Origin of the sequence: Enterococcus sp. AZ048, assembly GCF_051715125.1 — a bacterium.
Lineage (GTDB): Bacteria > Bacillota > Bacilli > Lactobacillales > Enterococcaceae > Enterococcus_A > Enterococcus_A gilvus.
This window is the reverse complement of sequence record NZ_JBIOTD010000001.1, coordinates 2,265,994-2,288,072: the sequence shown is the minus strand read 5'-3', so window position 1 is coordinate 2,288,072 and position 22,079 is coordinate 2,265,994. Positions and strand designations below refer to the sequence as shown.

The window sequence follows — 22,079 nt, the reverse complement described above, 5'->3', positions numbered from 1 at the left end:
ATGATAGGCGTACGAAAATAGAGTTATTTTTCAGGTCTTTTGAAAAATGACCTCCTTAAATCTAAGCTAGCGGCGATTCCGACTTTTACCAGATTGTATAGTTCGAGTAATAGTTTATTGATTGAAGGAACCTGTATTACGAGCTGTTTAGTCGGATCGTATGCGAAGCGACAATAAAAATCTTTTTCCACTCTTTGGAAAAAGATGTTCATTTAGTTGAGCTAGCTGTCAGTTCCGCTTTTCGCAGTGATAATAAATTGAAATCTATTTTTATGAATAGGAAACCAATGGATCGCACTTTTTAGCGGAATGATAGGCGTACGAAAATAGAGTTATTTTTCAGGTCTTTTGAAAAATGACCTCCTTAAATCTAAGCTAGCGGCGATTCCGACTTTTACCAGATTGTGTAGTTCGAGTAATAGTTTATTGATTGAAGGAACCAGTATTACGAGCTGTTTAGTCGGATCGTATGCGAAGCGACAATAAAAATCTTTTTCCGTTCTTTGGAAAAAGCTGTTCATTTAGTTGAGCTAGCTGTCAGTTCCGCTTTTCGCAGTAGAAAAGAAATCTAAATTAACTAAAAAATAAATTCAACGTCTCAAAGACACTACCAGAAAAAATAGACAGGGGGAACCAACATGTGTTGTTGCTTAACAGATGAGGGCCAAAAACTTACAAAACACAGGAGGAAATAATATGCATTTATCAACCAAATTGATTCATGGCGGTATCAGCGAAGATCCATTGACAGGGGCGGTCAGTGTCCCGATTTATCAGACGTCGACGTATCGGCAAAAAAAATTGGGACAGCCAGGAGAGTTTGAGTATTCTCGTTCTGGAAACCCAACGCGGATGGCTTTGGAAGAATTGATCGCGGAACTTGAAGGCGGCGTGAAGGGATTTGCTTTTGGATCAGGTCTAGCTGCGATCCACGCGACATTGTCGCTTTTCCAGCCGGGAGACCATTTGATTTTAGGCGACGATGTATATGGCGGGACATTCCGTTTATTGGAGAAGGTGTTCAAACCGTTAGGATTAACCTATACGATGGTGGACAGCCGTAATTTGACGCAACTAGAAGCGGCGTTGACAGCAGAGACCAAAGCACTGCTGCTAGAAACACCTAGTAATCCGCTCTTGAAAATTATCGATTTGGAAAAAAGTGCACAGTGGGCAAAGAGCCATGACTTATTAACAATTGTGGATAATACCTTCGCAACCCCGTATTTACAACAGCCATTAGCATTAGGCGCAGACATTGTTTTGCACAGCGGGACAAAATATCTAGGTGGGCACAGTGATCTGGTTGCTGGCTTGGCAACAACGAACGATGCCGCACTTGCTGAAAAAATTGGCTTCTACCAGAACGCGATCGGTGGTGTCTTAGGGCCGCAGGACAGTTGGCTGTTGCAGCGGGGGATCAAAACGCTAGGCGTTCGGATGGAGGCGCATCAAAAAAATGCGGCGATCATCGCTGAAGAATTGGTCAAGCATCCTGCTGTAGCGACTGTTTACTATCCAGGTCTTTCTGAGCACCCGGGTCATGAGATCGCCGCGAAGCAAATGCGCGGGTTTGGCGGGATGGTCGCGTTTGAGCTGGTGGATGAAAGCAGCGTCGCCGCATTTGTCGAATCGCTGGAAGTGATCACCTTGGCAGAAAGTTTGGGCGGAGTAGAGAGTTTGATCGAAGTTCCTGCCGTTATGACCCATGCCTCGATTCCAAAAGAACAACGGGAAGCTTCTGGGATCAAGGATGGATTGATCCGCCTATCTGTGGGGATCGAAGACATAGAAGATTTAAAAAATGATATATACCAAGCCTTAGAAGGGAACGAATAACATGAAAAAATCAATGATCGCACTCATTAGTGTATTAGCTGTAGGTATCCTTTTCTTAGCGGGATGCCAACAAAAAGAAGACAGCAATGCAAGTTCTGAAAAAGTATTGCGTGTTGGGACAGAAGGCACGTATTCACCGTTTTCTTACCGTGATGATAACGACAAGCTGACTGGATATGACGTGGATGTCGCCAAAGCAGTAGCGAAGAAAATCGGGTACAACGTAACATTTGTGGAAGCACCATGGGACTCCATGCTGGCTGCATTTGATGCGAAAAAATCAGATGTGATCTTCAACCAAGTGTCCATCACGCCAGAACGGGAAGAAAAATACTTGTTCAGCACGCCGTATTCTGTTTCTCATCCGGCGCTGATCGTGAACAAGGACAACAACGAGATCAAAGATTTCTCTGATTTGAAGGGGAAAACCTCCGCGCAATCCTTAACGAGCAACTATGCGCAAATGGCAGAAGATCTGGGTGCGGATATCTCCAGCGTCGATGGCTTCAGTAAAGCAGTCGAGTTGGTAGGGGACAAACGTGCAGATGCAACATTGAACGATGACGTGACCTATTATGATTACCTAAATCAAAAACCGGATGCACCGATCAAGATCGTGAAAACGTCTGATGAATCCACAAAGGTTGCAGCGATGTTCCATAAAGGGGACGAAAAGCTGGCAGAGAAAGTGGACAAAGCCATCAAGGAGTTGGAAGCGGACGGCACGTTGACGAAGTTGTCAGAACAGTATTTCAAGAAAGATATTTCTAAGTAAGGGGCCTATAAAATGGAACGAACGATAGATATTATTCAAAGCTCAGCGCTGCCGCTTTTCTGGGCACTGCTAAAAATGACGATTCCTCTGACCTTGATTTCTTTTGCACTAGGGATGGTCTTGGCGCTGGTCACTGCCTTAGCCCGAATTTCAAAAAGTCGGATTCTAAACGGGATCTTCTTTCTCTATGTTTGGATCTTCCGCGGGACACCGCTTTTGGTCCAACTGTTTATCGTCTTTTTTGGACTTCCGTCAGTGGGGATTCAAATGGATGCATGGACAGCCGCAATCTTGACTTTTTCACTAAATACCGGCGCGTATGCTTCTGAAAACATTCGTTCCGCTTTATTAGCGATTCCCCAAGGTCAGTACGAATCTGCTGCTTCACTAGGGATGAGCCGATGGCAGATTCTGTACCGCATCATTGCGCCGCAAGCCTTTAAAATCGCGTTGCCGCCATTGTCCAATAACTTTGTCAGTTTGGTGAAGGACACGTCGCTGGCCGCAAGTATCACGATCGTTGAGATCTTCATGACGGCGCAGCGGATCGCGGCGCGAACGTATGAACCGTTGTTGCTCTACAGCATGGTCGCAGTCTATTACTTGATCTTTTGTACCTTCTTGAATTATCTGCAATCCGTGCTTGAAAAACGGATGGTCTATTAGGAGGAAATCGCATGTTAACTATTGAAAAATTAAACAAAAGCTTTGAGGAGACACACGTCCTAAAAGAGATCGACCTGACGTTTCAACCTGGCGAGACGACCGTCATTTTAGGTCCCTCTGGTTCAGGAAAAAGCACGCTGCTGCGTTCGATCGATCTCCTAGAGACACCAGACAGCGGCAGGATCACGATTGATCAAGATGACCTTTCGTTTCCTCGGAATCTGTCCTTCCGCCAGCTAAAGGAATACCGCGGACATTTCAGTATTGTTTTTCAAGCCTACAATCTTTTTCCTCATTTAACGGTGATTCAAAACGTTATGGAGGGACCGACGCAGGTCAAGAAGATCCCAAAAGCGCAGGCACGAGAACAAGCAGAGCAGCTTTTGACAAAAGTAGGCTTACTGGATAAAGCGGCGGAGCGCCCGAACCAGTTATCCGGTGGACAAATGCAGCGGGTAGCCATTGCACGGGCACTGGCGATGGAGCCTGAATTTATGCTGTATGATGAACCCACCAGCGCCTTAGATCCAGAATTGGCACAGGAAGTACTGCAGGTGATCAAAGATTTGGCCGAATCAGGCAATGGGCAGATCGTTGTGACCCACCACCTGGAATTCGCCCGTAAAGTCGCCGACCGGATCGTTTTCCTTGAAGACGGACGAGTGACCTTTGACGGCCCTACACAAGCCTTTTTTGAGAGTGAGAATCCGCGGATACAACGTTATCTGCAACAGTTTTTATAGAAAAAAGGACCGACATCAGCAGTTGCTGGTGTCGGTCTTTTTGCGTCAGTTATTTACTGCTTATGCACCTTTGCTTCTCCTTTTGGTTCTTGTACCTTCACTAGAATCAATTTCGTGATTTCCATCAAGAGGACCGCAGAAGCGGCTAGCGCTAAGGCAATTCCGATTTCCTTCAAGGCAAAGGCTGCAGGGATCGCAAAGACTTCACGCAGACCAGGCAATAAGGTCAGACTGAACAATGCGGCACAGACGACGATGGCAAGTAAGACCATCTTGTTTGAGAGGAATCCAACTTGAAAAGCCGTTTGTGTATTCGACCGAGCCGCAAAGGTTTGCAGCGTACGGCTGAGAATCAATGTCGAGAAGGCCATTGCGACACCCATTTCAGGAGACTGTTGATTTCCTAACCATTGCGCGATGATCACTGCTAAAGCGATCAAAATTCCGCGGTAGGTAACGGAGATCAGGGTCTTGCCGGTAAAGATACCGCTGTCTGGATCTCGTGGCTGACGTTTCATGATGGTCGGCTCGGCTTTTTCCATGCCTAAAGCGATCGCAGGCAGCGAGTCGTTCACAAGGTTGATAAAGAGCAATTGCAGAGCTGTGAAGGGGTTCGCCCAACCAATCACCAACGCAAAGATGATGGCGATGATGGCACCCAAGTTTCCGGCAAACAAGTAAGCAACGGCTTTTTTGATATTATCAAACACATTCCGTCCTACTTCAACGGCTTTGATGATGGAAGCGAAGTTGTCGTCGGTCAAGACCATGGCCGCGGCGTCTTTGGCGACATCGGTCCCGGTTCCCATCGCGATCCCAATATCCGCCTGCTTCAGAGCGGGGGCATCATTGACCCCGTCGCCGGTCATAGCAGAAATTTTTCCTTTATCTTGCCACGCGCGTACGATCCGAATTTTATTTTCGGGGGAGACGCGGGCGTAAACGGTGACCTGTTCCAAGCGTTCTGTTAGTTCGGCTTCAGATAACTGATCCAATTCGGCACCAGTCAGCGCAAGATCGCCTTGCTGAAAGATCCCGATTTCCTTGGCGATCGCCACAGCAGTCGTCTTGTGGTCGCCGGTGATCATGACTGTTTGGATACCCGCAGAGTTTGCGTCTGCTACTGCTTGGAAGACTTCTTCCCGCGGAGGATCGATCATTGCTAATAAGCCGACGAGGACAAGCTCTCCTTCGTCCTCTAATGACAGGTCGTCTGTCGCAAGTTCTTTATAGGCAAAGGCTAAAACCCGCAGTGCCCGTTCAGAAAAGGCTTCGTTTTGTTTTTGGAAACGAGCTTTGATCTCTGGTGTGAAAGCCACGACCTGTCCATCCAGCAGAACCTTTGAACTGCGTTCGAAGACGATGTCTGGTCCACCTTTTGTGACCATGGTTTTTTTCTGGTCAAGGGTGTGGAGCGTCGACATCAGCTTGCGGTCAGAATCAAAAGGCAGCTCGGCTTCCCGTGGGTATTTTTTCCGCAGTTCCCGATAAGATTGGTTTTGTTTTTCACTGTAATCAATCAAAGCAATCTCCGTCGGGTCGCCTAATTTTGTGCCGTCTTCACTGATGGTCGCATCGTTTGCCAGCACACTGATCTCGATCAGCCGCTGTTCATCCGCCTCCCATTGCTTAGGATCCTTCGAAAACTCGCCGCTTTGTCCATCAGCCAAGAAATGGTCCACGACCGTCATTTTATTTTGGGTCAGGGTACCTGTTTTGTCGGTACAAATAATACTGGTCGATCCCAAAGTTTCCACAGCAGGCAGCTTCCGAATGATGGCGTGCTGCTTCGCCATTTTTTTCGTTCCTAGAGAGAGAACGATCGTGACGATCGACTGCAAGGCCTCTGGAATGGCGGCAACCGCGACGGCAACCGCGAACATAAAGGCATTGACGATGTCTTGCGTCATATCCGTTGAACCATCTAGGAAAACCCGCATTAGCTGAACGCCTAAGATCACTACAGATAGAACCAAGATCGCGAGACTTAATTTTTTACTGAAGCGATCCAACCCACGCTGAAGGGGTGTTTTTTGTTCGGTCGTGGATTCCAATAGGCCCGCTACTTGACCGATCTCCGTGTCGCCGCCAGTCGCGGTGACTAGGAACTTTCCTCGACCGTAAGTAACGATCGTGCCGCTGAAGACCATATTGATCCGATCACCAATAGGAACATCGCTGGTTAACAGCGTAAGCTCCTTTTCAGCCGGTGTCGATTCTCCTGTCAACATTCCTTCATCTACTTTCAAGGAACCTTCTTCCAGCAAACGCCCATCCGCCGGCACATAGTCGCCAGCTTCTAGGATCACGATATCGCCGGTGACGATGTCTTTTGCTGGGATGCTCTGTTCCTGTCCGCCGCGAAGAACGCTGGCATCTGGCGCAGAAAGTTTTTTCAACGCGTCCAATGAGCCCTCCGCTTTCTTCGTCTGGATGACACTTACGAACGAGTTCAGCAGCAGGACGGCGAAGATCACGATGGATTCCACATGGGCGCCCATGATCATTTGAACGACTGCTACGATCAGCAAGACAATCACCATGGCGTCCTTAAAGGTTTCTAAAAAGAGTGTCAGAGATGATTTTTTCTTTGCTTCCTTTAACTGGTTAGGGCCGTTTTCTTGCAGCCGCTGTTGCGCTTCGGCTTGGCTCAATCCCTCGGTCGACGAGTGGAAATCCGTCAGCAGTTCCTCTGTTTCTTGTTGATACGCGTGTTTTGTCAATGTAGGTCCTCCAATAATTTTTATTTGCCTTGATTGGGTGTATTTGGCAGTTGATAAGTAATAGGTGCGTAGGGTTAATCCATTTAATAGCGGCCAGCTCATCCTTTTTCTAGAACCGTGAAAAATGAATCTATCTTCGCTGCGCATACGATTCCACTAACGTACTGAAGTACGAAGTGGAACTCACAGCTAGCTCTCAGGGCTAAGAATTCATTTTTTCAAAGAGCGAAAAAATGACCTTATTTTCGTACGCCTATCATTTTTCTAATCACGCGAATCTTCTCTAAAATTATGTTGATAAATTCTTAAAAGAATTTATCGGGACTTTCGAAGATATATCATTCTACTAACCTGCTGAAGCAGGAAGTAGAACTGACAAAGCGTGAAGAAAAACTGACAGCTAGCTCTGGCTAAGGGGATCATTTTTCTAGAACCGTGAAAAATGAATCTATCTTCGTTGCGCATACGATTCCACTAGCGTACTGAAGTACGAAGTGGAACTCACAAAAAAAGAGACCCAAGGCAAGTGTTTAAACTTGTCTTAGGTCTCACCATTTCATACGATACCAGAAAACCATCGCTGGTTAACTTACTGTTGATATCACAACAACAACGTTGCCGGTTACTCCCCTAAGGAGTTATTAATATGTTTAAATCCTAACGGAAATCAATTTCAATTGCAAGATTTATGCTGTCTTGTCTGGATCGCGCATGGAGCGAAGCAGAGGCTGGCCTTGGTGTAGGCGCTTTTCCATAGATATTTATTTTTTATTAAGCGGTTAGTTGCCAGCGACGATCGTTTTGATCGTGCTTTCGTCCAAGCCTTTTAAAACGTGGATCAGCATTTCTCGAGCGGCATCAAAATCAGCGATACTGAACATCGTTTGGTGGGTGTGGATATAGCGTCCGCAAACACCGATCACGGTACTTGGAATGCCTTCATTCGCAGTATGTGCAGCACCGGCATCAGTTCCGCCTTTAGATACAAAATATTGATAAGGGATGTTGTGAGTTTCGGCAGTATCCAATAAATATTCCCGTAAGCGTGGCAGCAGGATCATGCCGGGATCTTGGATACGCAAGAGCGTGCCTTCCCCTAAATGTCCGAAGGTGCCATTGGTTGTCACTAAATCATCCGCCGCAGAGCAGTCCACCGCGAAGAATAGATCGGGTTGGAATTTTGTCACGGCAGGTTTTGCCCCGCGCAGGCCGACTTCTTCTTGAACGTTGGCGCCAGCGATCAAGGTATAATCCAATGTTTCTTTTTGTAGAGCTTCCAAAGCTTCCAGCACAACAGTACAGCCATAACGGTTATCCCAGGCTTTACTGATAATATTTTTGCCATTTGCGGTCTTGACTGTTTCGGTTTGCGGAACGATCGTATCGCCTGGCAAAACACCGTAAGTCAAGGCTTCATCTTTTGATTCAAAGCCGGCATCAAATAAAATATCTTCAACTTTAATTTGACCTTGTCCGCTGGTTCCCCGTAATAAATGCGGCGGCACGGAAGAAGAGATACATGGATAATTGCCTTTAGCAGTTTTTAAGGTAAAGCGTTGCGCAGAAACCACATAAGGATTCCAGCCGCCTAATGGCACGACTTTAAATAATCCCCGGGGCGTGATCTCTGTCAGCATGAAGCCGACTTCGTCCATATGCGCTGCCACCATTACACGTGGTTTGCTTTCATCCGCTTGGCGCAGACCGAAAATACCGCCCAAACCATCTTGCTGCACATCATCCACCAAGGGTGTGATAGCGTCACGCATGTAACTGCGAATATCTTCCTCAAAGCCGCTGGTTCCCTGCAGCTCGGTTAATTCTTTGATTCGTTGAAATGTTTTTTCTTCCATCAATGGTCCTCCTCAAAAGTTAAAATCCGTTCTCATTATAAGCCTTTGGTACCTGAAAATAAATCAATTCAAAATCCAAGAATTGCTGATTTACACGTTCGTTCTCGTCGCCAAAGGTCTTTTGCGTGATTTCCGCCAAGGCTTCTGTAGAGAAATCATCCGCAAAATAGTCTTGGAAAAATTCACGGCTGACGGTTTCGCGACTAGTATAGGAAAAGCGTTTTGTTCGGTAGTAAAGGTTGCGCGCGGCCAAAAAGTCCTTATAGCGTTCGTTTAATAACAAATCAGGATTCTTTTCCTCGTAGGGAGAGAAGAGCTGATCTTCGTCTTTTACGACCCGCAGAATTAGACACCAATCTTTACTAGCTTGGCAGAAATCCAATAATTCTGCTTTTGTCTGCAAAGCGGGATTCATCGCAGAAAAAGCAATGTCATAAAGCTGTTTGTTCTGACGCAAAAACGTTGCTTGATCTTGCTTGATCAACTGAACATTTTCACCAGCTTTGTCCGCAGCCATCTTCAGCATTTCCCTAGAAAGGTCTACGAGGTCATAGTGCGCCGCGTATTTTTGCAGGGAAGGCAGATAACGACCTGACCCGCCAGCCAAGTCTACCAGCGATTGGCAGGGAAGCAGTGCTTGTTCCAATAAAAAATCCCGTAGCTCTTCGGCGATCGGAAATATGGATTCTTGTTGAATTACTTCATACTCTTCGGCAAATTCATCCCAAAATACTTCGAGCTCGTTTAAATAATCAGACATAAGAACCTTCTTTCTAAGAAACGATTGTATCCAGTATACACTGTTAAAAAATGAATGCACATTTGAACGAACCAAAAACATCTCCAGCCGCTTCTTCAGCAGAAAACGGCGGAGATGTCAGGCGTGCAGAGTTACAACACTTTCTGTTGCTCGCGTTTGGCGATCATTGGTAAGATCATCCCCAGCAGGATCAAGACGATCGGCGTCACGATATTGGAGACGAGCTGGAACATCCAAGAACTAGGATCGGCTGCATAATCGACTTTCGGCAGCATCCCTAAGATACAGGCGAGGATGGTAAAGCCAAAGCACCAGAAACCAACGGCGAAACCGAGCTTCGGATTTTTGATAAATTTGTATTCCGAATGAAACTTTTTGTATTGCGCGTTCAGCATCATGTAGGCGAAGAAGACCCAGATGTAACGCATCGGCATCACGATGGAATTGAGATTGGTCAACCACTGCACCAAGATACTCATACTCTTGATCCCGAAGATCGGTAGGATAATGATGATGCTCACCAGAATCCCTGTCAGCAAGTAGCCATTGACCAACGTTCCTTTCTGATTGCGTTTGCGAAGCCATTGTGGAACATATTCAGGGTCAGCGTCTGAAAGGAGGATCTTCAGCGGCGCGTCGATCGAGAAGGCCAAGGCGGAGGATTGCACCGCGGTTTGAGCCAAGCCGTAAATGATCATCAGAAGATTGCCGACGCCTAGATGATTTCCTAAAATTTGGAAGGCGCTGTAAGCACCATTGGCCATCAAATCATCTGGAATGTTGTTGCTGTCAAAAAGCATTCCCATTGCGACAGAGCCAAGGACAGCACTCAGGCCGATCATAGTGGCCATAAAAATCATCGCTTTTGGAAAGTTTTTTGTCGGACGGTCAATGGAATTGACATACGGTGAGATCTTTTCCGCGCCGCCGACCGCGAAGACCAGCATGGAGATCGTCGCGAAATAATTCAAGTTGAAGTTTGGGATGTAGGTCTGAACATCCCCCATATTTGGCGTGGCGACTTTGAACGCCGGATCGATAAAAGGAACGACCACCGCCAACAGGATGAACAAAATAGACATGATCAGCATCCCGGAGCCGGCGACACTTCCAATGACCTTCAGCGTCGTCAAGCCTTTGGTAGAAAGAAAGAGGAAGATCAGAAAAATGATCAATGAAATAATGGCGACGACTTGCACACTCATATTCGTGGCAACTTCCCCATTTCGTTTGAAGACCCAGCCAAGAGCGATCAGTACCGATTGCGGCTTTTGAGCCAAATAAGTGATATGCACGACCCAATAGGTCCAGGCAGCATAATAGGCCACCTTCCGTTTGCCGGTGGTTTCCTTGACCCAGGAGCTGACCCCGCCGGAGCTGGTTTTAAAGGTAGAGCCCAATTGTCCAACGATCAAGGCGTACGGAACAAAATAGAGCAGCATGATCAATATCCAAGAAACCACGACAGAGATGCCCTGCTGTGCGTAATTATTGACCACATTCCCAAAGCCCCAAACCATACTGAAAGCGATCATGGAAACAGTGAACCATCGAATTTTCTTATCAGCCATTATTTTTCTTCCCTTCCCATAAAAAGTAACAATTAACCATACAATATATAAAGCGCTTTCACCTATGTTATTAAATATAAAGAAAGATCACTTAAAATAGCTGATTTTATAGAATTCTAATGACGAATTTTTTTCTTCCTCATTTTCATGTCATTTTTGTCTTTTTACAGAAAAATGATAGAATAGCTTTTGATAGAAAGACGATTTGAAAAGGGAGTGAATAGATTGGAGATCAAACAAAGTGACAGGGACACCTTGCTCCCGCTATTGGATCGCGTTTTTGAGCAGCAGCACGAAGGCGTATTTGCCGATCGATTGCCAGAGGACAAGGAGCAGGAAATCGCCTTTGGTGCATGGGCGGCAGGCAGGCTGACGGGCGGGATCGTCGGGAAACGACAATACGACACCCTGCATATTTCGTTGTTGGGTGTTGAGGAAGGCCATCAGAAATCAGGTATGGGGTCAAAATTGATCCAAGCGATGGAAGCGTGGGCGGTAGAGGAAGACGTGAAGACCATCACGCTGTCCACCAAAGCCTATCAGGCACTGGGCTTCTATTTGAAGCACGGCTATGAGGTCTTTGGAGAGTTGACAGATGTACCGATGATGGGAACGACAAAATATTATTTGGCCAAAAAAATAAACAGGTGAGGGCGGAGACCCTCATCTGTTTTTTGTTAAAAGTAATAATATTGAACCACTAAGATAGCGATCAAGACTAAAATTCCCGGTAAATAATTGGAGACACGGATTTTTGTCAGCTTCATGACATTCAAGCCGATCGCTAGGATCATCAATCCGCCGATCGCGCTGATCTCGTTCATCAAGCTGTCTAATAATTCCTTCGGCAAGTAGCGAACGATCACACTGGCAAAAATCGTGATCGCCCCTTGATAGAGCAGCACGGGAAAAGCGGAGAATAGGACGCCGATCCCCAAAGAAGCCGTGAGCATGATCGACATGAAGCCATCCATCACCGCTTTTGTGAAGAGGGTCTGGTGGCTGCCGGTAACGCCGCTCTCGATCGCCCCGATGATCCCCATCGATCCGATCACGTAGATCAACGTCGCAGTAACGAAGCCCTCCGCGAAATTACTGTTGCCGCGAGCAAAGCGATTTTCCAAAAATAACCCTAAACGAGTCATGGAGTCTTCGATTTTTAAAAATTCTCCGATCATTCCTCCGAGACAAATACTGATAATGATCACGATAAAGGAACTCGCTTGCATCGACATTTGGATCGCCAAAGCGACGACGCCCAAGGAAATCCCCTTTGTGACAGTATCTTTCGTCTGTTCAGTGATATTTCGCAGGACGATGCCCGAAAAACTTCCTGCGATGATAGCGAGACAGTTCACTATTGACCCCAACAACATAGTATTCACCCATTTCTATGATTTCGATTAAAAAAATATGAAAGCATGTTTAGAAATCATCTTACCACGAGCGCGCTTCTTTTTGAATAGGCAGAAAAAAAGACTGTGTCTTCGTTGGAGACACAGTCTTGAAGCGAATAAGGATCTAACTAAACCGCTTTTTCTCGTTCCCGTTTTGCCAAGGCAGGCATAATGAAGCCTAGACCGATCAGCACGGCGATCCCGACAATGTTGATGATCAGTTCATGCCAGAAGAGGCGTGAACCGTAAGGCGCATCCTGGGGCAAAACACCAAATAAGGTGGCGATGATCGTGATCACTAAGCACCAGCCGCCGACGAAGACGGCCATTCGATCGTTTTTAATGAAGACATACTCCGATTGGAACTTGCGGCTGTCTAAGCGAATCCGAATGAAGGCATAGAAGATCCAGCAAGTCACACCTGGGGAGATGATCCCGTTCAGGTTCAAGAGCCAATTGAAAATGTCGTTCATCTCAGGAAGAAAGACGCCTAATAATAAAATGAAGGCACTCAAGGCAGTCGTTAAAATGTAGCCATTGATCGGCAGGCCTTCATCGTTTAATTTCGTCAGTTTTTTCGGCATGAATTGTTTTCCTGTATCCGAGATGAGCATCCGAGTCATGGCGTCCAATAAGACAGCCAGCAAGGCGCACATATAAATGATTTGCGTCACCGCAAAGACGTACATCAGCGTATTTCCTAAATGAAAGAATTCACCCAAACGCTGAAACGCATAATAGGAACCGTTCATCTTCAGATTTCCCGGTAAATGATGGGCATTGAAGAAAACACCCAAGGAGAAGGACCCGAAGACGGTCAAGAAGATCGTCATGACCGTCAGCATGATCATGGCCTTCGGAAATTCCTTTTGCGGCTTTTTCATGCGTGTGACGAAGGGGGCCACCAGCTCAGCGCCGTTGATGGCATAGATCAGCAAGCCGATCGTCGTCAAATAATGAAGATCAAATTTAGGGATGAGTGCCCCTAGATTCATCGGCTGTGTTTCAATGTGACCGTTCGGCATAAATAGAGACGCAAAGGTCATAAAGACGAACAAGAGCGCCATGATGAACATCGCACCGCCGCCTAATGTACTCAATACTTCCAATGATTTTTTGAAGTGGCGCTGCAAGAAAATAAAGGCTAAAAAGACACAGAAGGTCAGTAGCGCAAACATGGAATTGGACATTTTGTCCTCCATGGAATCATTGCCGTTGACCAGCCAGCCAAAGCCGACCACGACCGCGTTGGCCGTATCGACGACGTAGGGGATCGACGCTGCCCAATACGTCCAAGCTGTGAAATACCCCAAACGATCGCCGCTGGTTCCCCGCACCCACGAGGTCAGCCCGCCGCCTTCATGATTGAAGACCGATCCTAATTGCCCTACCATCAATGAGTAAGGAATGACATATAATAGCAATAAAATAATCCAAGAGGTGATGACTCCCAACCCTTGATTGGCAAAGTTATAAATAATATCATCAAATCCGATGACAGTAACAAACGACATCATGGCAAGCACTGGCCATGAGATAAAGCTTTTCTTTTCCTCGATCATGTAACATGCTCTCCCTTTAGATAAAATTATTTCAGCAGAGCAGTCCATGACGGCGGCTTGTTTCGATAGGTCACGATGATCCCCTTTCTGTTCGCAAAATACGATCTATCATCCCACAAAAGAGGGAAATAAGCGAGTAAAAACTGCTTTTTTTAGTAGTTTAGCACAGATTCGTTTCTAGGATAGAAGTTGTCTGGTCGAAGGCTCTTTCTGTTCAATCCTGATCATATTGGCTATACTGGACCTAGAAGAAAAGGAGGGCGTTTCAATGAATGAATTTTTAGCCGAAGAAGAAATGGAAAAATCGGAAGAAAAAAATCCGATGATGTTAAAATTATTGAAGCAACGTACGATTTTGATTTATGGTGAGATCACCCAAGACTTGGCAAAAGCCGTGACAGAACAGTTGCTGTATCTGTCTGCGATCAATGATGAGCCCATCACGATGTTCATCAACAGCCAAGGAGGACATGTAGAATCTGGCGACACGATTCATGATGTGATCCGTTTCATCAAACCAAAAGTAAAAATGATCGGGACCGGCTGGGTAGCCAGTGCAGGAATCACGATTTATTTGGCTGCGGATAAAAAAGACCGCTACAGCCTGCCGAATACACGCTACATGATCCATCAGCCAGCAGGCGGCGTCCAAGGGCAATCGACAGAGATCCAAATCGAAGCCAAAGAAATCTTGCGTATGCGCAAACGCGTAAACAAACTGATCGCCAAAGCGACAGGCCAAACATTGGAAAAGATCGAAAAAGACACTGATCGTAATTTCTGGCTTTCTGCGGAAGAAGCAAAGGACTACGGCATCGTTGGAAAAATCGTCGAATCCGATTCAGCTGTAAAATAATCAATGAGTAAACAGAGATGGGAAAAACCCGTCTCTTTTTTTGCTTTTAAATAGAGAAAATCGGTTATTTTTGAAGAAAAATGGATAGACAAGAAAATGTGAATCTGATAAGGTTAGAAGAAAAATAAAATTTGATGTGAAAAATTTAAGGAGGAAGAGGTTTTGGGAGCGAAATTAAAAGAGTTACTAGGATTGCCTTCATTGCGCGATGCTCAATTAATGAGTGGGCAAAATTGTTTGAACCAAACAGTCACATCGCTGTCTTTTTTAGATATTTCAGATATGGACGACTACCTGCCAGTATTTGAGACCAACGAGTACCACTCAGGCGAGCTGGCCCTGACTTCTTTTTTCAACATCAAAGACGACGTGGCGAAGCAATGTGAGACGATCCAACAGCTGCACAAAATGGGCGGCTTAGGGATCATTCTCTATTATGTGGGGATCGTGGTCCCAAGACTGTCCTCAGAGGTCATCAACAGGGCGGAGGACTTGGACTTCGTCATTATCCAAATGCCTAAAAATCAAAACCAGATTCGTTACAGTGAAGTGATCGTAGAGGCGACAGCCGCGATACTGAAGGAACGAACGACTGAAAATATCGTGAATGAAGTGCTGGAAAAGGCCTCGCTGCTGCCAGAACATCTGCGCAACGTAGAAGTAACGCTGAAGCTGCTCTCTGATTTTTTACGCATCAACATTTTACTGATGAATCCTGATAACGAAAGGATCCATCAGGTCAAATGGCCGCGGAACTCTTCAACAGATCTGGAGCGGCTGGTGAGGCGCGTTGCCCTAGAGGACGGCGATCAAGTCTCAAAAGATGAATTCTCGATCTTTTACAAGGAGCTCTACCACAAGGAAAATGGATTGCTGCGTTTTTATTTGTTGAAGGAGCACGAGCTGTTAACAGAATTTGAGTGCGGTCAATCTGTCGAGCTGTTGCAGGTCGCGATGAACTTGTGGGGGAAAAAACACGGAGAGATCAGTGAATATGCCTTGATACGGGCCATTTTGAATGATGAAAGTGAAAAGATGTATCGCTTGGCGAATCATTTGAAGATCGACGTCAAGGGGATCGGATTGATGTGGCTGCTGCAACTGAATGATCTGAGGGAAGAGAAGGCCTTGAAGCAGGACATCCTGTCCTATGCATCTAAATTTTATGGAACGTGTGTCGCCCAATTGATAGACGATCAATTGATCGTGCTGCTGGGAGATTACTGCCACAATGATTCTGAGTTGGAATTGGGCGGCGTGTATGTCGAGAACAGCCCGTACCAAGAGATGATCGACAGCATCGTTTTGTGCCCGCGACTGCGAAATACAGCAGATGTTCGTGCCACCTATCAGCTAGTCAATCGAGTGGGGCTGCAACTGCCGAAGCTGTTTCACGGGAAAAAGAGTTTTTCAATCAGTGAGATCCGGCAAGTTGCTTATGCGAGTAAGCTGATCCAGGCGGGCGAAGCTGAGATCGAAGAAACCTTGAATGTGCTTGGTCCGATCATGGACAGCAAAGAACAGCTAACGACCCTGTGCAGCTTTTTACTGGATGCAGGAGCAGACTTCCAAGTGTGCAGTGAGCAATTGTTTATCCACAAGAACACGGTGAAATACCGAATCAAAAAAATCAGTGAAGCGTTAGGCTATAACGTCATGCGCTTTTCTGAGAGCTACGAATGTTATGTCGCTTGTCTGACACTGCGGCTGATTGGTTTATAAAAAAGAAGCGGCTCGATCGTTGATCGAAACGCTTCTTTTTTTATAGTAAAGCTAATAGTGCACGAACATCGGCTTCTTCGGTCGCCCAGCTCGTTGCGAAACGAATCACGGTGTGGCTGTCGTCGTAGGCTTCCCAGAAACTGAAGGCGACAGACTTCTTCAGCTCTTCCATTTGCTTGTTTTCCAAAATGATGAATTGTTGATTCGTAGGAGAGTCCAAGTAGAAGCGGTATTGCTTTTCAGCCAATCCTTGTTTCAGCAGCATCGCCATGGTGATCGCGTGTTCACTGATCTTGAAATACAATTGATCCGTGAAGAGCGTATCGAATTGCAGCCCCAGCAGGCGTCCTTTGGCCAATAGCGCACCTTGCTGTTTCATGTGGGCGACAAAGTATTCCGGCAAATTATTTTTCGTGAAGACGATGGCCTCGCCTAAAAGAGCACCAACTTTGGTTCCACCGATATAAAACACGTCGCAGTATTCTGCGATCAGCGGCAAGGTCAAATCAGACGACGGACTAGCAAGTCCATAGCCTAAACGAGCGCCGTCTAAAAAGAGCGGGATGTTGTATTCACGGCAAACCCCAGAGATAGCTGCCAATTCGTCCTTTGAGTACAACGTGCCATACTCGGTTGGGTGGGAGAGATAGACCATGCCAGGAAAGACCATGAATTCCCGATTGTCATCTCCCCAAAAGTTTTCAAGCAAGGCGCGGATTTGCACTGCGGATATTTTCCCGTCAGTCTGGGGAAGACTCAGCACCTTGTGGCCTGTAAATTCGATCGCGCCTGTCTCATGTGTCGTGATATGACCGGTCTCTGCCGCGATGACGCCTTCAATTTTTTTCAGTAAAGAGGCGATGACTAAGGCATTGGTCATCGTTCCACCAGCGATAAATTGGACATCGGCTTCAGGGCAAAGACAGGCCTGTCGGATTTTCTCCACCGCAGAGGCAGAGTATTTGTCCCGCCCATACCCGCTTAATTTTTCATTGTTCGTCTCGATCATTCGCTGCAAGATCTGTTCATGGGCACCCTCTAGATAATCACTTTCAAAATTTAACATAAAAACTCCTTTCGGCTTCTCGTAGTCTCTTTCATTGTATCAGAATCTTTGGCTGCGAAAACAAAAAAACGTATGGACGTCGCTCGTCCATACGCGTTAGGAGCCAGGCGCTTAAAGCTCGAGAGTCTCACCGACTGCCATGACTTTACCGACATTCTCCGGCAATAGCTTGACGAAGGCTTCGGGGTCTTGTTTGATGACTGGGAATGTATTGTAGTGGATCGGTACGACTTGCTTGGCTTTCAATCGTTTCGCTGCACTCGCCGCTTCGTGAGGACCCATCGTGAAATTATCGCCGATCGGCAAGAAGGCCACGTCGATATCAAAGGCGTCACCAAAAAGTGCCATGTCACCAAAATTCGAGGTATCGCCGGCATGATAGATCGTTTTTCCTTCTGCCTGTACAATAAATCCCGCGGGTTCCCCCATGTAGAGGGTCTGACCGTCCACCTCATAGCCTGAGCTATGTTGGGCGTGGACCATTTTGACGCGGCCAAAGGGAAAATCAAATTTCCCGCCAATATTCATTCCGTGGGTCTTTTTCACCCCGTTCTTTTCAGCAAACGTACAGATCTCCACGATACTGATGATGGTGGCGTCGTTGCGCTTTGCGATCGGCACCATGTCGCCGATGTGATCGCTGTGTCCGTGGGTAACCAAGATCCAATCGGCTGTTACATCCTCTGCGTCTAAGTCGGTCAATGAATTTCCTGTGATAAACGGATCAAACAATAATTTTTGTCCATCCTCCATAACGATGGATAAGACAGAGTGACCATGATACGTGAGTTTCATTCTGCTTCCTCCTCTTTATACCTCTCCATTATAACGAAGTCCCTCTATTATAAGTAAGCTTTTGCTTTCCAATGAAATCGTTTAAACTAGAAGAAAAGCGACTATGGAGGGGAACGCATGAAGCTGACAATGGATTCGAAGGTACAGGCGCAGGACGTATCACTGGCCTATAGCGTGATCAGATTTAAAAACGAGGCCTATAATGAACGGGTGTGGCAGGAATTGCTCACGCCGTTGATCCAGACGATCGAAGCCGAGGATTCGACGGATACGATCAAGGAAGATCCGCAGATCATTGCTGCAAAGAAGGTCTATCGACAGTTAGGAAAAGACCCCGCCCGCTTCAGACCGTCCTCTGACAGCTTGTGGCGACGAGTCGTTCAGCAAAAGGGCTTGTATCAAATCAACGGATTGGTAGATGTAAACAATTATTTTTCCTTAAAATGGAAGGTGCCCTTTGGTTCGTACGATCTTGATAAGGTCACAGAGCCGATCTGCTTAACAGTAGGCCCTGCGGAGGCACGCTATGCAGGGATCGGAAATAAATCCGTGAATATCGAAAATTTACTGGTGCTGACGGATGAAGAAGGCCCCTTTGGCAGTCCGACAGCAGACGCGACCCGAGGAATGATCCGTGAGGAGACGACACGGGCGTTGGTGGTAGGCTACCAGTTTGGCGGGGAAGCGGTCGTTGACCAAGCAGAGGTAAAAAGAGTTTTAGAAACGGTGTTGACGAATTGCCAAGTGCTGGAACAAGGGTGTATCTAAAAAAACTTCTGAAAGCAAAGAGTAACTGTATCCGAAGAAAAAGGCGCGTGACAAGCTGTTTGCCACGCGCCTTTTTCTTATTCCCAATTTTTGCAGACATCGACCCATTGCGTGAACTGTGTGTAGTTTTCCAGCTCTGGGATCGTCAATTCAATGGCGTTGTTCGAACTGCCGCATGCGGGATAGACACTGCCGAAGCGCTTTAAGGATTCGTCCAGATACACGCGGATGCCTGGATTGATCCCGAAAGGACAGACACCGCCGACAGGATGCCCGATCGTTGCTTCTACTTCGTCCGCCTTCAGCATCAAGGCCCGTTCGCCGAACATCGCCTTGTACTTTGCATTGTCGATCTTCGCGTCGCCAGCCGTGACGATCAAGAGACTGTCTCCTGCCTTTTTCAATTTAAAAGACAAGGTTTTGGCGATACGTTCAGGGGCGCAGTCCAACGCCTGTGCCGCCAGCTCGACAGTTGCGCTGGAGACTGGGAATTCTTGGATGCGATCAGCTATCCCATAATGAGAAAAATACGCTTTTACCGTTTCAACAGACATTCAGTTTCCTCCTTAAAAGCCAATTGATACTGTTTATTTTGTTAATTATTAATGATACACGCTTTACCGAACACAGTAAATCATATTTTGGTAGAATAAAAGAAGAGCTTTCACGGAGGAATCGATATGAAAGAAGATAAAAAGAAATTATTAGCTAAAATTGCTTATATGTATTATGAACAAGAATTAACGCAAGCACAGATCGCTAAAGAGCTGGCGATCTACCGGACGACCGTCAGCCGCATGCTGAGTCAGGCAAAAGCAGAAGGCATCGTGGAAATCAAGATCAACCATTTTGACGCGAGCTTGTTCGAGCTGGAGGAGCAACTGAAGCAGACCTTTGGCTTAACTGCGGTGGAGCTGGTTCCGACAAATAACGATGCCAGTGAAGAGGCCAAAGAGGAAGCACTGGCGGAAGCCGCGGGTGCTTGGATTCGCCGGCAGCTAACGGATGAGCTGGTGATCGGTCTGTCTTGGGGAGCTAGTGTCGGCAGAGCGGTCAATGCCATTGACCCCAAGCAGCTGTCCAATGTCTCGGTCGTTCCAGTGGTGGGCGGCCCCAGTCATATCAATTCCCGCTACCATGTGAATACCCTTGTCTACGAATTGGCCCGAAAGTTAAACGGGCACAGCCTGTTTGTCAATGCGACAGTGATCCAAGAAACTAAGGAACTCGCGGAGGGGATCGTTCATTCAAAATACTTTCATGAGTTGCGAGACTATTGGAAACGTTTGGATCTGGTGATCGTCGGTGTCGGCGGTCCTCTGAGCTACCAAAAGAGTCAATGGCGAGATTTGCTGTCTGCCGAAGATTTTGAAGAGCTGAAATTAAGAGAAGCGGTGGGGGATTGCTGCTGCCGGTTTTATGATAGCGATGGGAAGCTTTTGAATGGTTCCTTGAATCAGCGAACCATCGGCATTTCCTTAGAGACATTGGCTGATGTGCCGCAGTCTGTCGGGATCGCCCGAGGGGTCACGAAGGCCCGCTCGATCGTGCCGCTGCTGAAAAAAGGTTCCCTTAAAACGCTGATCACCGACCAAGAGACGGCTCAGGAAATTTTACGACTAAATCAACGAAAGTAGTTTTTTTAAAAAAAGTGCACATTTGTGCGATCATTAAGGAATATTTTTCAGCGAAGGGCGTGGTAGAACGCTTTTCGCTTTTTTTGTCGAGAGAAGGCAGAAAAATCGTCAGCGAGATGCTATGCTTGTCCTATAGAAAAAAACAAAGGAGCGTTCTCAACATGGAATTTATGCTAGATACAGCCAATCTTGCTGCAATAAAAGAATTTGCCGACTTTTTACCAATTGCGGGTGTGACATCGAATCCCTCGATCGTCAAAAAAGAAGGGAAGATCGATTTCTTCCAGCATATGAAAGACATTCGCGGCATCATCGGGGATCATCGTTCACTGCACGTGCAGGTCGTCGCGACAGATTACGAGGGCATCATCAAGGATGCTGAAACGATTTTAGCGAATATCGATCAAAAGGTCTTCATCAAGGTCCCTGTAAACGAGCCTGGGTTGAAGGCGATCAAAGAGCTGAAACGGCGCGGCGTCAACGTCACCGCCACGGCTATCTATACGAAATTTCAAGCCTACTTGGCAATTGCGGCCGGTGCCGATTACATCGCCCCTTACTTCAATCGCATGGAAAATCTGAATATCGATCCTCGGGAAGCGATAGTCGAAATGGCGGAAGAGATCGCCCGGACAGAGAGCAATACAAAAATTTTAGCAGCCAGCTTCAAAAATGTTGGGCAAGTCAACGCAGCTCTAGAAAATGGCAGTCAGGCAGCGACAATGGGAGTGGATATTATCCAGCAAGCCTTCGCAATGCCGTCTATCGCACAAGCGGTGACTGATTTTACAGGAGATTGGGAAGCCATCTTTGGTGAAGGAACCACGATCGCTGATTTATAATTCAATGATTTTGGACTGTAGGCCCACAGGTGTCTGCAGTCTTTTTTTCGGTGGTGTGATCGGTGAAGGAAGGTCCAAGCCTTTTTCTTCAATAAGGGCCTCAGTGGGTGGTAAGCTAAAGAAGAGGTGAGAAAGATGCAGGAGATCCAAAAAGAATGGGCACAGTGGAAATATTTCGTTATGGCGCGTTCGCAAAAAGAGTACCTTGCCTTGCGTCAGCTTTTTTCCGGTAATCACTGGTCAGAGGAAAAGACGGAAGAATTTTATCAGCATTTGGAACGGGTGAAAAAGATGCCCGTTGACTTGAAAGCACAACGAAATGCGTATGAACACGTCTGGGGTTATTTCAAGAAGACCGCCACACCAGAGGAAAGAGCACAGTTTTTTCTTTTGTTGGAGCAGATGACCGAAACAGAAGATCACGCATTGCCCTACCTAAAAAAATTAGCTGAAACATATCAATCAGCGTATCTTTTAGACGGGCACTTGTTCGACTAAGCAAAT

At 46.5% G+C, this 22,079-nt stretch carries 20 protein-coding genes; 11 read left to right on the top strand and 9 right to left on the bottom strand.

Features of this window, described 5'->3' with window-relative positions; all coding sequences use genetic code 11:
* Positions 1 to 696 precede the first annotated feature (696 nt).
* The 4 genes from IGI66_RS11240 to IGI66_RS11225 are packed head-to-tail and all read left to right on the top strand — an operon-like array spanning position 697 to position 4,023.
* Positions 697 to 1,839: a cystathionine gamma-synthase gene (locus IGI66_RS11240; RefSeq protein WP_438849005.1), complete on the top strand. Its 1,143-nt coding sequence runs from the start codon at positions 697 to 699 to the stop codon at positions 1,837 to 1,839.
* 1 nt (position 1,840) lies between these two features.
* Positions 1,841 to 2,614 (top strand): amino acid ABC transporter substrate-binding protein, encoded by a 774-nt coding sequence (locus tag IGI66_RS11235; RefSeq protein ID WP_438849003.1) that lies wholly within the window; start codon positions 1,841 to 1,843, stop codon positions 2,612 to 2,614.
* Positions 2,615 to 2,626: 12 nt separating this feature from the next.
* Positions 2,627 to 3,280 (top strand): amino acid ABC transporter permease, encoded by a 654-nt coding sequence (locus IGI66_RS11230; protein WP_010779805.1) that lies wholly within the window; start codon positions 2,627 to 2,629, stop codon positions 3,278 to 3,280.
* A gap of 11 nt (positions 3,281 to 3,291) precedes the next feature.
* Positions 3,292 to 4,023: an amino acid ABC transporter ATP-binding protein gene (locus tag IGI66_RS11225; RefSeq protein ID WP_114524891.1), complete on the top strand. Its 732-nt coding sequence runs from the start codon at positions 3,292 to 3,294 to the stop codon at positions 4,021 to 4,023.
* Positions 4,024 to 4,076: 53 nt separating this feature from the next.
* Here IGI66_RS11225 and IGI66_RS11220 read toward each other — a convergent pair whose 3' ends face one another.
* From IGI66_RS11220 to IGI66_RS11205, 4 genes are all read right to left on the bottom strand, one after another.
* Complete coding sequence (locus IGI66_RS11220; protein WP_438849000.1) at positions 4,077 to 6,746, bottom strand: cation-translocating P-type ATPase; 2,670 nt, start codon at positions 6,744 to 6,746, stop codon at positions 4,077 to 4,079.
* A 779-nt stretch (positions 6,747 to 7,525) separates the two neighbouring features.
* Positions 7,526 to 8,599, bottom strand: a complete 1,074-nt coding sequence (pepA, locus tag IGI66_RS11215; RefSeq protein WP_086303343.1) for a glutamyl aminopeptidase — start codon at positions 8,597 to 8,599, stop codon at positions 7,526 to 7,528.
* A 19-nt stretch (positions 8,600 to 8,618) separates the two neighbouring features.
* A complete protein-coding gene (locus IGI66_RS11210) occupies positions 8,619 to 9,359 on the bottom strand; it encodes a methyltransferase domain-containing protein (protein WP_438848997.1) in 741 nt (246 codons plus the stop codon).
* A gap of 131 nt (positions 9,360 to 9,490) precedes the next feature.
* A complete protein-coding gene (locus IGI66_RS11205; protein WP_086303345.1) occupies positions 9,491 to 10,930 on the bottom strand; it encodes an amino acid permease in 1,440 nt (479 codons plus the stop codon).
* 225 nt (positions 10,931 to 11,155) lie between these two features.
* Between IGI66_RS11205 and IGI66_RS11200 the strand changes: the two genes are divergently transcribed.
* Positions 11,156 to 11,581 carry a GNAT family N-acetyltransferase gene (locus IGI66_RS11200; protein WP_438848995.1) on the top strand — a complete coding sequence of 142 codons (426 nt, stop codon included), beginning with the start codon at positions 11,156 to 11,158 and terminating at the stop codon, positions 11,579 to 11,581.
* Positions 11,582 to 11,607: 26 nt separating this feature from the next.
* Here IGI66_RS11200 and IGI66_RS11195 read toward each other — a convergent pair whose 3' ends face one another.
* Positions 11,608 to 12,306 carry a DUF554 domain-containing protein gene (locus tag IGI66_RS11195; RefSeq protein ID WP_010779817.1) on the bottom strand — a complete coding sequence of 233 codons (699 nt, stop codon included), beginning with the start codon at positions 12,304 to 12,306 and terminating at the stop codon, positions 11,608 to 11,610.
* A 149-nt stretch (positions 12,307 to 12,455) separates the two neighbouring features.
* A complete protein-coding gene (locus IGI66_RS11190) occupies positions 12,456 to 13,889 on the bottom strand; it encodes an amino acid permease (RefSeq protein ID WP_438848992.1) in 1,434 nt (477 codons plus the stop codon).
* A gap of 268 nt (positions 13,890 to 14,157) precedes the next feature.
* Between IGI66_RS11190 and IGI66_RS11185 the strand changes: the two genes are divergently transcribed.
* A complete protein-coding gene (locus IGI66_RS11185; RefSeq protein ID WP_010779819.1) occupies positions 14,158 to 14,745 on the top strand; it encodes an ATP-dependent Clp protease proteolytic subunit in 588 nt (195 codons plus the stop codon).
* Positions 14,746 to 14,907: 162 nt separating this feature from the next.
* Positions 14,908 to 16,467: a PucR family transcriptional regulator gene (locus IGI66_RS11180; protein WP_086303346.1), complete on the top strand. Its 1,560-nt coding sequence runs from the start codon at positions 14,908 to 14,910 to the stop codon at positions 16,465 to 16,467.
* Positions 16,468 to 16,507: 40 nt separating this feature from the next.
* Here IGI66_RS11180 and IGI66_RS11175 read toward each other — a convergent pair whose 3' ends face one another.
* Both IGI66_RS11175 and IGI66_RS11170 read right to left on the bottom strand, forming a co-directional pair.
* Positions 16,508 to 17,533: a threonine aldolase family protein gene (locus IGI66_RS11175; protein WP_438848989.1), complete on the bottom strand. Its 1,026-nt coding sequence runs from the start codon at positions 17,531 to 17,533 to the stop codon at positions 16,508 to 16,510.
* A 111-nt stretch (positions 17,534 to 17,644) separates the two neighbouring features.
* Complete coding sequence (locus IGI66_RS11170) at positions 17,645 to 18,328, bottom strand: metal-dependent hydrolase (RefSeq protein WP_086303347.1); 684 nt, start codon at positions 18,326 to 18,328, stop codon at positions 17,645 to 17,647.
* Between the two features lie 117 nt (positions 18,329 to 18,445).
* On the opposite strand from IGI66_RS11170, the gene IGI66_RS11165 reads away from it, so the two are divergent.
* The gene (locus IGI66_RS11165; RefSeq protein ID WP_438848987.1) at positions 18,446 to 19,096 is read left to right on the top strand and encodes a B3/B4 domain-containing protein; all 651 of its coding nucleotides are present in this window, start codon (positions 18,446 to 18,448) and stop codon (positions 19,094 to 19,096) included.
* Between the two features lie 77 nt (positions 19,097 to 19,173).
* Here the strand turns inward: IGI66_RS11165 and IGI66_RS11160 are convergent, their stop codons facing one another.
* A complete protein-coding gene (locus IGI66_RS11160) occupies positions 19,174 to 19,650 on the bottom strand; it encodes a YbaK/EbsC family protein (RefSeq protein WP_438848985.1) in 477 nt (158 codons plus the stop codon).
* 126 nt (positions 19,651 to 19,776) lie between these two features.
* On the opposite strand from IGI66_RS11160, the gene IGI66_RS11155 reads away from it, so the two are divergent.
* From IGI66_RS11155 to IGI66_RS11145, 3 genes are all read left to right on the top strand, one after another.
* Complete coding sequence (locus IGI66_RS11155) at positions 19,777 to 20,733, top strand: sugar-binding transcriptional regulator (RefSeq protein ID WP_438848983.1); 957 nt, start codon at positions 19,777 to 19,779, stop codon at positions 20,731 to 20,733.
* A gap of 161 nt (positions 20,734 to 20,894) precedes the next feature.
* A complete protein-coding gene (locus IGI66_RS11150; RefSeq protein ID WP_288227098.1) occupies positions 20,895 to 21,575 on the top strand; it encodes a fructose-6-phosphate aldolase in 681 nt (226 codons plus the stop codon).
* A 135-nt stretch (positions 21,576 to 21,710) separates the two neighbouring features.
* Entirely contained in the window at positions 21,711 to 22,073 is a 363-nt protein-coding gene (locus IGI66_RS11145; RefSeq protein ID WP_010779827.1) for a YbgA family protein, read from the top strand.
* The last annotated feature ends 6 nt before the right edge of the window (positions 22,074 to 22,079 follow it).

Bases quoted from the DNA above. Each gene is read 5' to 3' on its own strand.
- IGI66_RS11190 (WP_438848992.1), bottom strand. From the start codon at position 13,889: ATGATCGAGGAAAAGAAAAGCTTTATCTCATGGCCAGTGCTTGCCATG.
- IGI66_RS11185 (WP_010779819.1), top strand. From the start codon at position 14,158: ATGAATGAATTTTTAGCCGAAGAAGAAATGGAAAAATCGGAAGAAAAA.
- IGI66_RS11165 (WP_438848987.1), top strand. From the start codon at position 18,446: ATGAAGCTGACAATGGATTCGAAGGTACAGGCGCAGGACGTATCACTG.
- IGI66_RS11155 (WP_438848983.1), top strand. From the start codon at position 19,777: ATGAAAGAAGATAAAAAGAAATTATTAGCTAAAATTGCTTATATGTAT.
- IGI66_RS11160 (WP_438848985.1), bottom strand. From the start codon at position 19,650: ATGTCTGTTGAAACGGTAAAAGCGTATTTTTCTCATTATGGGATAGCT.
- IGI66_RS11230 (WP_010779805.1), top strand. From the start codon at position 2,627: ATGGAACGAACGATAGATATTATTCAAAGCTCAGCGCTGCCGCTTTTC.
- IGI66_RS11170 (WP_086303347.1), bottom strand. From the start codon at position 18,328: ATGAAACTCACGTATCATGGTCACTCTGTCTTATCCATCGTTATGGAG.
- IGI66_RS11150 (WP_288227098.1), top strand. From the start codon at position 20,895: ATGGAATTTATGCTAGATACAGCCAATCTTGCTGCAATAAAAGAATTT.
- IGI66_RS11205 (WP_086303345.1), bottom strand. From the start codon at position 10,930: ATGGCTGATAAGAAAATTCGATGGTTCACTGTTTCCATGATCGCTTTC.
- IGI66_RS11210 (WP_438848997.1), bottom strand. From the start codon at position 9,359: ATGTCTGATTATTTAAACGAGCTCGAAGTATTTTGGGATGAATTTGCC.
- IGI66_RS11225 (WP_114524891.1), top strand. From the start codon at position 3,292: ATGTTAACTATTGAAAAATTAAACAAAAGCTTTGAGGAGACACACGTC.
- pepA (WP_086303343.1), bottom strand. From the start codon at position 8,599: ATGGAAGAAAAAACATTTCAACGAATCAAAGAATTAACCGAGCTGCAG.
- IGI66_RS11195 (WP_010779817.1), bottom strand. From the start codon at position 12,306: ATGTTGTTGGGGTCAATAGTGAACTGTCTCGCTATCATCGCAGGAAGT.
- IGI66_RS11175 (WP_438848989.1), bottom strand. From the start codon at position 17,533: ATGTTAAATTTTGAAAGTGATTATCTAGAGGGTGCCCATGAACAGATC.
- IGI66_RS11235 (WP_438849003.1), top strand. From the start codon at position 1,841: ATGAAAAAATCAATGATCGCACTCATTAGTGTATTAGCTGTAGGTATC.
- IGI66_RS11145 (WP_010779827.1), top strand. From the start codon at position 21,711: ATGCAGGAGATCCAAAAAGAATGGGCACAGTGGAAATATTTCGTTATG.
- IGI66_RS11240 (WP_438849005.1), top strand. From the start codon at position 697: ATGCATTTATCAACCAAATTGATTCATGGCGGTATCAGCGAAGATCCA.